The 13600-nt window shown below is 37.4% G+C and carries 9 protein-coding genes; 4 read left to right on the top strand and 5 right to left on the bottom strand.

What is annotated here, in order from left to right; all coding sequences use genetic code 11:
• Window positions 1-212: 212 nt before the first annotated feature.
• Window positions 213-1718, bottom strand: coding sequence for a YdiU family protein (locus H4J41_RS00335; protein WP_182136349.1), 1506 nt, complete (start codon window positions 1716-1718; stop codon window positions 213-215).
• Window positions 1719-2737: 1019 nt separating this feature from the next.
• Here H4J41_RS00335 and H4J41_RS00340 point away from each other — a divergent pair.
• The 4 genes from H4J41_RS00340 (at window position 2738) to H4J41_RS00355 (ending at window position 8260) form a co-directional block, all read left to right on the top strand.
• Complete coding sequence (locus H4J41_RS00340; RefSeq protein WP_182136348.1) at window positions 2738-3103, top strand: response regulator; 366 nt, start codon at window positions 2738-2740, stop codon at window positions 3101-3103.
• Window positions 3100-3729 carry a hypothetical protein gene (locus H4J41_RS00345; protein ID WP_182136347.1) on the top strand — a complete coding sequence of 210 codons (630 nt, stop codon included), beginning with the start codon at window positions 3100-3102 and terminating at the stop codon, window positions 3727-3729. Before H4J41_RS00340 ends, H4J41_RS00345 begins: the two co-directional genes overlap by 4 nt.
• 5 nt (window positions 3730-3734) lie before the next feature.
• Complete coding sequence (locus tag H4J41_RS00350; protein ID WP_182136346.1) at window positions 3735-4685, top strand: GGDEF domain-containing protein; 951 nt, start codon at window positions 3735-3737, stop codon at window positions 4683-4685.
• 344 nt (window positions 4686-5029) lie between these two features.
• Window positions 5030-8260 carry a DUF3427 domain-containing protein gene (locus H4J41_RS00355; protein ID WP_182136345.1) on the top strand — a complete coding sequence of 1077 codons (3231 nt, stop codon included), beginning with the start codon at window positions 5030-5032 and terminating at the stop codon, window positions 8258-8260.
• Window positions 8261-8464: 204 nt separating this feature from the next.
• On the opposite strand, the gene H4J41_RS00360 is transcribed toward H4J41_RS00355, so the two are convergent.
• From H4J41_RS00360 to H4J41_RS00375, 4 genes are all read right to left on the bottom strand, one after another.
• A complete protein-coding gene (locus tag H4J41_RS00360; protein WP_182136344.1) occupies window positions 8465-9301 on the bottom strand; it encodes a TIR domain-containing protein in 837 nt (278 codons plus the stop codon).
• 131 nt (window positions 9302-9432) lie between these two features.
• Complete coding sequence (locus H4J41_RS00365) at window positions 9433-9651, bottom strand: hypothetical protein (RefSeq protein ID WP_182136343.1); 219 nt, start codon at window positions 9649-9651, stop codon at window positions 9433-9435.
• Between the two features lie 44 nt (window positions 9652-9695).
• Window positions 9696-10901: a dGTP triphosphohydrolase gene (gene dgt / locus H4J41_RS00370; RefSeq protein WP_182136342.1), complete on the bottom strand. Its 1206-nt coding sequence runs from the start codon at window positions 10899-10901 to the stop codon at window positions 9696-9698.
• A 353-nt stretch (window positions 10902-11254) separates the two neighbouring features.
• On the bottom strand, window positions 11255-13099 hold the full coding sequence (locus tag H4J41_RS00375; RefSeq protein WP_182136341.1) for a class I SAM-dependent methyltransferase: 1845 nt from the start codon (window positions 13097-13099) through the stop codon (window positions 11255-11257).
• Window positions 13100-13600: the final 501 nt, after the last annotated feature.

Here is a 13600-nt window from a genome sequence, read left to right on the forward strand (position 1 = left end):
AAAAAGCACAAAAAGCACAAAAAGCACAAAAAGCATAAAAAATCACAAAAAACCACAAAAAAAGCCCAACGCCACATGACACCCGTAGGCCCTTTGTAGGTTGGACTTCAGTCCAACAAGTTAAATGAAATTTAACCTCGTCAACAGCACATAACAATGGCTGTCGGCGTTATTACTCTTGGTTATTCATTATACAAATCTTATAGCGCAGATCAGGTTCCGCAATAGGTATGATAAGAGTTATCGCCATCAACAGGTGCATCTTGATAGTGTTTAGTATCAGTAATTTCTGTATAAGGTTGTCGCAATACCGCCAAAAATTTATCTAGCGCCGTTAAATCACCATTTTCTTGGCAAGACGCTAACAGTGCTTCAACATGATGATTTCTTGGAATAACAACAGGATTAGTGCTTACCATTAAGCTGTGGGCAGCCGCCTTAAATGGCTCAATTCGAGCATGCCAACGAGGTAACCATTCATTAAGCATATCGGCTAGGGGCTGTTCAATTTCACTTTTGTTCAGTGCCTTCGTTAAAGCAGTGAAGGTTTGCGTGTAATCTAACTTTTGCTTTTGCATAATGGCCAGTAAATCATTAATCAACTGAGCGTCACCTTGCTCTGGTTCATCAATGCCAATTTTAGCCGCCATCATAGTCAAGTAACCTTGCTGAATATCTTGATGAAATTGCGCTAATAAAGGCTCTATTTTCGCTACTGCATCATCTTCATCGCTAGCCACTAAGGGTAATAAAGTTTCGGCTAGTCGTGTCATATTCCACTGAATAATGCCTATTTGTTTACCAAAAGCATAACGACCATTACGATCAATTGAACTAAAAACAGTGTCTAAATCATAAGCATTCATCATGGCACACGGGCCGTAATCTATGGTTTCTCCTGAAATAGTCGTATTATCGGTATTCATCACGCCATGAATAAAACCCACCCTTAACCATGAAAGTACTAAAGGTACTTGCTTTGACAACACAGCAGAGAAAAATTTAAGCACTTGTTCGCTACTAATATCATCAGCCATTGTTTCATCATCAGGGCTTGAAGTTGTTGCTACCTTCTGTTCAACCAGCAACTCTGGGAAATGTCGATTAATGGCATAATTTGTCAACTTTTTAAGCGAGTCAGTATCGTTACGCGCCGAAAAATATTGAAAAGTACCCACTCTGATATGGCTTGTCGCAACACGGGTAACAACAGCGCCGTCATAAGGTCGCTCGCGATATACATTTTCACCGGTAGTAACCACAGCTAAACAACGCGTAGTTGGCACACCAAGCGCAAACATAGCTTCACTCATCATATATTCGCGCAGCGCTGGGCCAAGCGCACAACGACCATCACCTTGACGTGAAAAAGAACTAACGCCTGAGCCTTTAAGCTGAATATCCCAGCGTTGCCCCTCGGTATCAGCAATGTCGCCTAATAAATGTGCACGACCATCACCAAGATGCGGATTAAAATTACCAAACTGATGCCCAGAATAAGCTTGTGAAACCGGCTTGCTTCCTTCAATTAATTGATTACCTGAGAAGTATTGTGCAATAAGTTCAGCATCATCTTTTTGACTAAAAGGGATAGTTAAGGTTTTTGCTAAAGTTTCGTTCCACAATAATAATGAGGGCGCAGCCACAGGTGCAGGAAATGTTTGCTCTGAAAAGCTAGTGCCAAGTGCTTGGTAGTTATTAGACAGGTTTATAGTCATTTATCTCTCTGGGTAAAATTTTTATTCAATGGGTTGATAACAATTAACGATGCTAATTCACTATCAAATTTACTGTAAATTAACTGTAAATTCACTATGCCATCCATACTAATTATAAGCAATAATGGCACGCTGGTTGGAGCACTTTGTTTGCACCGATGGAAAGACCATCGTTCAACATTTACCGCAATTCTAGTATCTTCTCACACGCTTGTTTCAAAGGTATATCAGGATACCTCCCTAATGTGCTGCGAGTCGCTTTATTATGATACCTATAACGATACTGAACAATTAATCTACATAGACTGAAATACGAATACTGAGTCTATCTCGGTCAGCTATTATATTGAAATGTTTAAGATGTTTTTTATTTAATAAAAACTTTAATTTTCAGTCACTTTTTTTAGTCACTTAGTGCCATTTTCACTGCCTTATAAATTTTTATAACTGGCTACACTTTTATTTATAACGGTATAAAACTGATACCCAATGTTACACAACAACAGATAAAACTGGGTTTAACGGTTTATTAATATGAACAAAAAAAGATCTAAAAGTTACACAGTATAATACGATGAACCAGCCCAGTATCTTGTGGCACTATGATGAAACATAGCCGCTATAACAGCCTTTGAAGAACCACAATCTATTCTGTACACCTCCATGTACACGCTTTTATTTAGTGCGGATTAAACAAAAGATGAATGAACTAATTTGAGCTGGATCGTGCTGTTTTTAATAGGTGTGGGTGATACTGATTGTTTTTTTTAGTTCGGTTTAGACCGGTGATTTGCAAAAATGGCCTCCTCGGCGGGGTTCAAAGCCAATAAAGTCACCTATTTTCCACATTGGGTGGTATTATAGCGGGTAGTCCTACATTTATGCCTTCAAACTAATTAGTAATTGATTTTTCATCTGTATATTAATTTTATTGATATCTAACTTAAGGCACCTTGAGTTAAATCTAGGGATTATTATAACTCTCTGCGCTTTTGCTTTACTAATTCAACAGGATAAAAATGACAATTTCTATATTAATTTGTGATGATTCGAATGTGGCACGAAAACAACTCCAAAGAATACTTCCTGAAGGTTGGGCCGCAAACTCACAAATCGTAAAAAACGGCCAAGAAGCACTTGATGTGCTTCGTACTGAGAAAATAGATCTTTTGTTTCTAGATTTAACCATGCCAGTATTAGATGGTTTTAGCGTATTAAAAATAATGCAAGCTGAAGCTATGGTTATTAATACCATTGTTATTTCTGCGGATATTCAAGACGAAGCGAAAAAAATAGTTGAGGCCGCCGGAGCATTAGATTTTATTAGAAAACCTATCTCTGCAAACACATTAATAGAAGTTTTGAAAAAGCATAAATTACTATGAAAAATAGTTTCAATTTTACTGAAGATCAACGAGACTATTTGCAAGAAATTTGTAACATAGGCATGGGGCAGGCAGGCAAATCGCTTTCTGTTTTATTTGAGCAATATGTTACTTTATCTGTGCCTTCGATTGAAATTTTTTCAGCGAAAAACTTAATTACGACATTAAAACGATTGATACCCGCGGAACAAATATCGGCGGTGCGTCAGGGTTTTTATACTCATGTAGTAGATCCTAATATTTGTGGTGAGTCCATTACCATATTCAGCAACACCGACTTCGAACAGCTGGCACAATTAATTGATTTAGATGAGGAAGTAACATTTGAAGTTGAGCAGGAAATATTGCTTGAAATTTCAAATATTATCAATGGTGCTTGTTTGTCAGGTATTGCGGAACAAATATCAGAACGTTTTTTTAGTACGCCGCCATCCATGATGGGGCAATCCATCATAATAGAGAATTTACTCAATCAAGATCACTTGATATGGGATCATGCGCTTTCTATAAAAATACAATACAGTGTTGAGCAGCATTCATTTCAGTGCGACTTATTGCTTTTGATGCCAGATTCTTCGGTTGAATACTTACAAAATGTTTTAAACCGGCTTATTGATGAGTTGTAAATATTATGACTAATAAATTTTCTTACACTAATAATGTTATTGACTGCGTTGATACTGGCGTTTTTGTGGTAGATAAGCATTGCACTGTACATCTGTGGAATGACTATATGGCTATTCGTTGTCAGTTCACCTCTGATGATATTGTTGATTTAAATCTCTTTGATTGTTTTCCTAACTTACCTCAAAAATGGTTTGAAAGAAAAATTAAAAGTGTGCTCATTTTGAAGAGCCCGTCTTATTCTGGCTGGGAACAAAGAGCTTACTTATTTAAGTTTCCACATGGCCGCTCTGTAACCGGTGGTGTTGATTTTATGTATCAAAATTGCTGTTTTACGCCCATATTTGGCCAAGATAATAATGTTGAATATGTTTGCGTTACCATTAAGGATGTGACCGATATCGCAATAGCCACCATGAAACTCAAAGATACCGTCATGGAATTAAAGCGTATCAACAGTATTGATGGTTTAACACAATTGTATAACCGATCTCATTGGGAAAAATGTTTCCGAAATGAAGTCAGTCGAGTTAACAGATATGAACACCAAGTTTCTCTTATTATGTTTGATATGGACTTTTTTAAAAAAATCAACGATCAGTACGGCCATTTATGTGGTGATGAAGTACTGAGGCAAGTGGCGCTACGCTGTACTGAATCATTACGTTTAAGTGATGTTATAGGGCGTTATGGCGGTGAAGAATTCTGTGTGTTTTTACCTGGTACTGATTTAACTGGTGCAGCCTATATAGCAGAAAAGCTGAGGCATATTATTTCCGACACACCTGTTTATTATAACTCAATAGCCGTTTCTATATCGGCCAGTATTGGTTTTACCTGCTCTCGTTCATCAAACAATAATTACGAAACACTTATTCATGAAGCAGACACCGCTTTATATGCTGCAAAAAACAGTGGGCGTTCTCAATGTATTAGCTTTTTTGATTGCAATGTTTAAGTTAGCAACAAAAACTAACGGCTAACCTTATTATTCGTCTAACAGATTAAAACAGTTAGCCGTTCTTCTTTATATATAAGTATATAAGGTAACGCACTAAAGCATAGCTCGCTAACCTTTACTCTAATTCGTCATACAGCTCTCTATATTCAAAGGTTTTTCCTGTACTTATGGCGGGCAGTAAGAGGTAAGTATTAAAAAACAGCTTAAAATTTTCTTTGCTGCTGTTTTTTAATACTTTCTTGATTACTGACTGCTTTATCAAAAATATAAATCCTCATTTATCTCTTTCTTAATTTACTATACCCTACAGCAAGTAAGCGTTTAAAATAAAAAGGATTTTCATGAATACCACCGGTATCTACGAGCAGTTAATTACGCAATTAGTAGAACAAAACTTAGATAGAGAAACTTTCCATGTTGGCGAACGTTTATTAGAAGCTGGTGAAGCGGCTACTTGGTTATCTCGCTTCTTAACCCGGCTTATCGAAATTGCCATGGACTCAGTGCCTAATGGCGAGTCTAGAATTCATGATCAAATAAATCTCGCAAACACTATTGTTCAGTGGCTTAGCACGCACATTAAAGATGAAGCCTTAATCACTGATAACTTACTTGATAGCCAAGGCAAAATTCTTACCGCGTTATTTGATAAATCAAACCCCATTGCTGCTGACTTACCCAAATACGCAGATGCGATTATGCCGATAACCGGACTCACGCAGAGTGAGTTATTTTGCGGCAGTAATGTTGGTGTTTCACTAGAGACTGAAATTAAAAGAGAGATCCAATCGTCAGATAAAATTTATTGGCTGGTTTCCTTTATCAAATGGACTGGTATTCGAATATTTAAAAATGAATTAGAGTCTTTCGCCCAAAGCGGTAAACAATTAAAAATAATCACCACCTCATACATGGGCGCTACCGATGCAAAAGCGGTAGAGTTTTTAGCTTCATTACCCAACACCGAAGTTAAGCTTAGTTACAATACTAACCGTGAACGACTGCACGCAAAATCGTATTTATTCATGCGTAATACCGGCTTTCATACCGGTTATATTGGCTCGTCTAATTTATCACATTCGGCCTTAACCAGTGGCTTAGAATGGAACCTTAAAATTACCTCACAAGAAATACCGCATATTATTGAAAAATCGCTCAGCACTTTTGAAACCTACTGGGAATCACCTGACTTTGAACACTTTGATGGCAAAGCAGCAAGCCGTGAAAAGCTAAATACCGCACTGCAAGAAGCAAAAGGCACGTTCAATAACGCAACGCCGAGTTTTTATTTTGATATCAAACCACACTCTCATCAGCAAACCATATTAGAAAAATTACAGGTTGAGCGAAACTTGCATAATCGCTACCGTAACTTAGTGGTTGCGGCAACAGGCACAGGTAAAACCATTATTTCTGCTTTTGACTTTGCCCGTTTCTATATTAAAAACCCCGAAGCAAAGTTTTTGTTTATTGCCCACAGAGAAGAAATATTAAAGCAGGCATTGGGTGCTTATCGTGGCGTATTAAAAAATAGCGCTTTTGGTGAGTTGTGGGTTGGTAATAACACACCAAGCAAATATCAGCACCTCTTTGCCTCTATTCAATCGTTAAATAATCAGCTTAACAGTCAAACGGAACAGTTAGCCTTAAGTGAAGATTACTTTGATTACATTGTTATTGATGAAGTTCATCATATTTCAGCGAGTAGTTATCGCACGGTATTAAAACACTTTAGCCCACAGATACTCTTGGGATTGACGGCAACCCCCGAGCGCCATGATGGTACTGATATTCTCAGTGATTTTTGTAACGTTATTGCCGCAGAAATACGCTTACCTGAAGCGATAAATCAACGCCATCTTTCACCCTTTCAATACTTTGGTATAGATGATGATACCGACTTAACTAAAATTTCGTGGTCTAAAGGCCGTTATGATATTGCCGAATTAACTCATCTTTATACCTATAACGACCAAAGGGTTTTGCGCATTATACAAAGCTTACAAGAGGTAGTTACCGACATATCACAAATGCGCGCCCTCGCCTTTTGTGTTAGTAAAAAACACGCAACATTTATGGCGCAAAAATTCACCCTGCATAATATTGCTTGTGGTGTATTAACCAGTGATAACAGTAGTGAACGAGAGATTCAGCAGCAGCGACTTAAATCAAAGCAAATAAATGTACTGTTTGTCGTTGATATATTTAATGAAGGTGTCGATATTCCAGAGCTAGACACCTTACTGTTTTTACGTCCTACCGAAAGCTTAACGATTTTTCTACAGCAACTCGGTCGAGGTTTGCGCTTAACTGACAATAAAGAATGTTGCACTATTCTAGATTTTGTCGGTAATTCACGACCAGAATACGACTTTTCTAGTAAGTTTAGAGCCTTAGTAGGCAAAACTAATCAAGCCATTGGCAAAGAAGTGAAGCAAGGCTTTCCTCACCTACCCTTAGGTTGCCGCATTGAATTGCAAGAAAGAACGCAAGCCATGATCTTGAAAAACATTAGCCAAGCGTCGCTGAACAAAAATAGGTTATTCAGCTTAATTAATAACTTCCAGCATGTAACAGACTTAGCCTTAACGCTAAACAATTTTTTACACATCAACCCTAACATTACCTTAGAAGATATTTACAAGATCAAAATTGGCACATTTGGCGGTTGGTCAGTATTAGTTGCTGCAAGCAAGAACAACGAAATAGCGCTAGAGAATAAAGCACTTTATGCGGCTTATTATCGAGCCATTAATAATAGACTACTCAACTGTTCATCAATTTCGTATTTACGTTTTATTAAAGCGCTTTGCGATAACGATTTTTCAATACCGGCATTCAATTGTGATAACACAGAGACAAACGCCCAGCAGCATCAACAACAGTTTGCCTTAATGTGTCACTACGATTTTTGGGATAAGGCAGGTAAACAAAGTGCGAGCGATGGCGTAACTGAAGGTTTAAGGGAAAGCTTAGCTGCGCTAAAAGACCCAACACTTCAAGGTGAGTTAAGCGAGATTATTTCAATACTGATTGAACGGCTTGAAGTCATTGAGTTTGCTATGCCAACGGTGGGTAACTCGAAAGTAGATGCCTCACCACTTAACATGCATGTTCGCTACCCGAAAGAACATATTCTTGTCGCATTTGGTGATAGTACTTTTACTAAAAAGTCATCTAGCCGTGAAGGTGTGTTAAATATTGCTAACGCTAATACCGAGCTGTTATTTGTTACCTTGAATAAATGCGAAAAACAGTTTTCAGCCACCACCATGTACCACGATTACGCCATAAGCCCAACCTTGTTTCACTGGCAAACTCAGAACAGCGCACGACCCAATTCAGGCCGAGGTTTAGGTTACATCCAACAGAAAGAAGCGAAAAAGGTCATCCTGTTATTTGTCCGTGAACAAGGCAAAGATGAAAATGGCAGAACCATGGGTTTTGTCAATTTTGGCCCAGTAGATTTTGTGAAATATGAAGGCAGTCAGCCAATGAATATTACATGGAAACTTAAGCATCCCATGCCAGCATATTTGTGGCATGAAACGGCTAAGTTGGCGGTTGGGTGATTTATTTAATATCATTAAAAAGTTTCCATTATTCTGGAGCTCTTATTATTAGATGCCCTGATAATGGAGCGTAGTTGTTCATACAGAATGGGATGAGATTTTGTATCGATAACGCACAATTAACAGGTAAAAATAGTGGGCTAAAATAGGAACGAAGTGACAAAAACCCGCTGTTTTTTGTCCTTGTTGATTTCTTATAGCACTCTAGAAATCAACCTGTCCAGTAAAGTGTTTTTGAGGTGCTTGTTGTTGTGGCTCAGGTTGAAATACATGCTCATTTTTTAATAGTATGTCTATTCCTAACTCAGTAATAGAGTATGCGTAATAGTCATACCCATCTTGTTCTTCAGTTTCTATAGTTTTACTTAGCAGACCCATTCGCTCTAATTTTATGGATGCAATTTGCAGTAGTGCGTCATTCACTGCTCTAAAGCTATTTGAGATTCGATGGTACGCTAAACCAACAGGGTCACTTGTATGGCTTTGCAAGCAAGCGGCTAAAAATTTAAAGTCGACATCTGAAAGTTCATAGTCTGTAGGGTTAGCAATCATTTTTCTGTTTTCAGAAAGACTTACGTGATCAATTAAACCAATTCTTTTAACTTCTGATTTAATTAAAGAACAAGCCCTATTTGTCGCCGAGACTAAATCACCATCAGAACGAGTTGAGTCATAATCAGCAGGAGTTACTCCTAAGAGATCCGTTGGCAAATGCATTTCTTGATCTCTAGGTTTGAGGATAAATGAACGTGACTTACCTATTGCACCGATAAACAAGCCCATTTCAAAAATCACGTTATCTCGAACAATATGTTCTTGCCTACTTCTAATCGATGCAATGTCATCAGGCGCAAATATAAATAATGCAAAATCAACAGTAGAAGATTTTTCAACTAAATCATCTATTGTTGTAGAGGAAAGTTTGAAGGTTCCATTTTTCCAAATAGTAATTTCAAATTCATGATCAAGATTTATGTTAACAGCCTCAGCTATATTTAAACTTTCTGCTGATGACGCAATAAATAACCTTGGTTTTCTCATGCGATATCCTCGATTCATGTGAGAGTGCTAACACCATGTTAAACGGCTGATAATTGTTGGTTGAAATAAGCGGCGCAGGAGCAAAAACCAACTGTTATTTGTTCTTTTAAGTGACTTTTTATGCTTTTTTATCACATTCGGTCTTTCTCAAGCTTATTGCCGGTACAGAGTTCATAGAGATTACTCATTGAAATATAAATAGAAGGTAGATCATCTAAAGTATAATCAACAAAGCCATCTGCATAATGCTGACCGTTTTGAGTAATTTGATGATGACAATGAACCTTGTGAAATACCAACGCCCTAATAATGGGCAAAAAATTGTTGGCTAAAAAGTTGAAAACAGTCAACTGTTTTTTGTCCTTATTAATTAGCTTGTTATAAGCCTGAAAACTTACACAAATATTTTTTCAGCAGAGCCCACCCCAAAATATTTTTCATATTCCTGAATGGCAAAATTATCCATCATGCCAGAAATATAATCAGTAACTAATCTTTCCTTAGGTTCATTCATGCTTCTAAGCTCTGGGGGAAGTAATATATTGTCTTTATTAAATGAGTTATCTGAATATACTTCAAATAATCCTTTAATAACTTTATCCCCTCTCTTTTCATATAACTGTACATCTTTTTTTCTTAAAATAGCTTTAAATAAAAGTTTTTTCAGCCCTTCAGCTAATAAAGAGTGATTTTTATAACCTAAAACCCCATCTACTAAGCCAATATCTTTACATAAAGTGTTAACAATTATTGAGGTTATTTCTTTTTTTACTATCATAGAATACTCTTCAGAAGTGCTTAAAATATAAGATTTCATAGCATCATTTTGTACTCCTTTAACTATGCTTGAAAAGGAATCGAAAGCAGGTTTGAATTCATCACTATTCTTGAACTCATAAATAATTTCACCAAGAGTAATCATACCGAAGCTTAATGCATCTTCTAAATCATGCGCTGCATATGCAATTTCATCAGCCAAATCCATTATTTCAGCATCAATACTTTTAGTTACTTTAACTCCGTTTTGATTTAGTTGTTCTGATAAAAAATCATAATCATCATTGTATAGAAATTTTTTGGGATTTGATTCTTTATTACAGAAGTATTTAGTTACGCCCATCATCGTTCTCAAAGTTAAGTTCAAACCTGAGTATGAGTAATGTTTCTTCTCTAATGTACGTAAAATCCTAAATGCTTGAGCATTTCCTTCGTATCCTCCGAAATCAGCATTTAATTGATTTAATATTACTTCTCCAGCGTGCCCAAATGGTGGATTACCGATGTCATGTGCAAGTGAGGCTGTTTCTGCAACAACTGTTTTTTGCAATCCAAGATCAAAAGCAATTGACCTAGCTATTTGAGCGACTTCTAAACTGTGGGTCAGACGGTTACGATTAAATTTATTGGCATCTATTCCGAGTAGCTGCATCTTACCCTGAAGCCGTCTAAAAGAAGATGAATAGAGAACGCGAGCATAATCTCTCATTACTTCATCACGACTTTCTGAACGATTATCGTCTGTCTTGGTTACACGAAATTCAAGCTTAGATATAATATCTTCTTGCTCTATTGCATATTGTTTTGTTTCTATATCGTACATTTAATCATCCTTAAAAATAATATGCGAGATTGATGAGGCTTCAACAGCTTATTATGTATAACTCTCAGTATCACACACATCATAAATAACATTAAATTAACATTAATGTCCCATACTTTCAAAGCATTAGAAACTAGTAATGCTAGCTCACATGTATATTAGTGCGTGTTACTAAGACCTCTCAGTAGTACAACCTGGACAAAAAATAAATAAAACACATTAAATTCAAATGGTTAACTGGCTTTATTGAGTGTTTATTATAATAAATGGCAAGATTTTAGCTGGAATGTCTCCAAGGCACCAAAGAGACATGCTAGTTAAAGAATAAATGAGGACAGAGTAAATTGAAACATTCACCACTCTCTTAATTGTTGCATTTCTTTCAGTCGTCCACGTTGCATCACCAAAGCTTCAGATAAATCATCTACTGATGAGTTATCTGAACTTAACCCCGGCAAGGCAATGTTAGCCTCAGCGAAAAATCGTTTTTGTTGGCTCTGCTCATTCTTTAAGAACGCTGATCGCTCTGCTCTTAGAAGAAAGGCTGAAGGTTCGTCATCAAGCCAAGCTAATTGCCACCAATGTTGAATTCGCTCTTTAGCCACTTTTAATTTCTGCTCGGTTGGTAATCGGTCACTTTTCTGGTTATTCACTTGGCTATCGGTTGGTAGTAAATTCCATAAATCGTTATTCGGCCAACGAGAAAAAGGCATGCTGTGATCAATATCGTATTGTTGTTTCAATGATTTAGCCGACCACACGCATTGTATTTTTTCATTATTGGGCAATGTATCTTGTATGAGTTCAAAACGATTACGTACCTCAATAGTGCTGCGTTTAGGCTCTTCCCAATTCAGCGCTTGGGCTAATTTATATTGATTTTCAGGCGCTTTATATTGGGCATTACCGGCATAACTTGCCATGGTTTTTACCCATTCATTAACTAGTACAGGTTCAATCCAACAGGCGTAGCGATTAAACGCTAACCAAGTCGATTCAGGCAGTGAAAATTCGCCCCACTGTTCAAGGGTTTGTAAATCAAGAAATATACTGTCTTTGGCTTTTACGGTTTTGCTGGCCACTTCAAATACGGTGTTATCACTATTGGTCTCTCTATTAGATTCTCTATTAGGGAAGGTGATATAACGACATGGCATCGTTTTAATATTACTGACTGCCGCAGAGAGTGTCTTATGCAGCGCGATAGCATCGTCACCGGTAAATAGATTGCCAATACGATAATCTGACGCGCTGCGATGGGTTAATTTCTGCCAGCCATTCGCTTTCATAAAACCCATGTTGGGGTTTTTATTCAGTGTTTGAAATATATTGTGGCTATCAATTAAGTCTTTGTACTGATGACACCAATACAGCGCGACTAGGCCTACGGGTAAAATAACGCGATCGCCAAATGGTGAGGGCTCTCGCCTTAGCACCGCGCCTGCATGACCATCAGCAATATGCAGTAATACTCTAAGTAAGGCGAGTTTATGGGTGGCAGATTTACCATCGTTTAGTGCTACATGGCGAATAAAAGGAAAAGCGCCCGTGCCATCGTCTGGCATTTGCAATACTAGGGTTTGCCATGAAACGTGATCACGACCGAGTTTGTCTGATTCTTTTTGGGTTTCTAGTTTAGTAAATAGCCCAACATCGCTCGCGAGTTGTTTGAGTTCGTCAGCACACACGGCATGCATTTTACGTTCGTTGCGATCCTCAATGGTTTGTCCGTGCCTGAGTGAAACAACCAGTTTGCCACCGGGTTTAAGTAAATTAGCTAATTTACGTATTGAGCGAGCACGATCATTTACCGGAATATGCATCCAAACCGCACTTAAGAGGATTAAATCAAAGCTGACTTCTTGTTTGGTGATAACGCTTAATGCGGGTAATGAATCAGTCAGCCACTTTACGTTTAGCCCTGTGGTTTGCCGTGCACCAAGTTCAGCCAATAGGTTGGCAGGTTCAACAGCCACTATTTGAACCTTGTTTTCGGTGCCGTGAGTTTGTGCGGCAAGTTGCGCTATATGTTTAGCATCGCGACCAGAGCCTGCGCCAATATCAAGAATACGCGCATGAGCATTTTTTATAACAGATGGCAAAAGTTGCGACCAACTTTGATGTACCTCATCAAATGATTTTGATAGGTATTGCTGGGCTAGCTTATTGGCATTTTCATTATAAAATTGAGGAGGCAAGCGCGGGTTCCTTTCGCGTAGGTATTTTTATTATTTCATTGTGACACAAAGCTTATCCATATTTTTGTTTTCTATCAATATATTACAAATTAATACAATTAAATATATTCATGTAAATTAGAGAGTAAATTCAAAAAATCATCTAGTTCAGATTCATTGGGTGAGTGTTAGTTATTACCATAAATGGCCATAATTATTGCAATCATATCCATTAGCGCGGTACCGGCCTTTCGGTAGTTGTTTGGATCTTTGGCTAAAATACTCTGTGCTACCCAATGCCGCATCCATCAAAAGTAATATTGAAGTGCTTTTTAACCAAGTTTTCACTTAAGGTATTAGCCTTCTTGGGCGTATTTTTAACCCATTTATATGAAGTACTTCTGTAATTATCATAGGTAGATATTTTATATTTTGTGTCAACAATGCTTTCAAACCAATGCTGAACTAATGTTATCAACGTAAATTACGCTTTATCCTTATTTTTATTTTTATTTTTATTTT

This window comes from Colwellia sp. MB3u-45, assembly GCF_014077005.1.
GTDB lineage: Bacteria > Pseudomonadota > Gammaproteobacteria > Enterobacterales > Alteromonadaceae > Cognaticolwellia.

Bases quoted from the DNA above. Each gene is read 5' to 3' on its own strand.
- H4J41_RS00335 (WP_182136349.1), bottom strand. From the start codon at position 1,718: ATGACTATAAACCTGTCTAATAACTACCAAGCACTTGGCACTAGCTTT.
- H4J41_RS00340 (WP_182136348.1), top strand. From the start codon at position 2,738: ATGACAATTTCTATATTAATTTGTGATGATTCGAATGTGGCACGAAAA.
- H4J41_RS00345 (WP_182136347.1), top strand. From the start codon at position 3,100: ATGAAAAATAGTTTCAATTTTACTGAAGATCAACGAGACTATTTGCAA.
- H4J41_RS00350 (WP_182136346.1), top strand. From the start codon at position 3,735: ATGACTAATAAATTTTCTTACACTAATAATGTTATTGACTGCGTTGAT.
- H4J41_RS00355 (WP_182136345.1), top strand. From the start codon at position 5,030: ATGAATACCACCGGTATCTACGAGCAGTTAATTACGCAATTAGTAGAA.
- H4J41_RS00360 (WP_182136344.1), bottom strand. From the start codon at position 9,301: ATGAGAAAACCAAGGTTATTTATTGCGTCATCAGCAGAAAGTTTAAAT.
- dgt (WP_182136342.1), bottom strand. From the start codon at position 10,901: ATGTACGATATAGAAACAAAACAATATGCAATAGAGCAAGAAGATATT.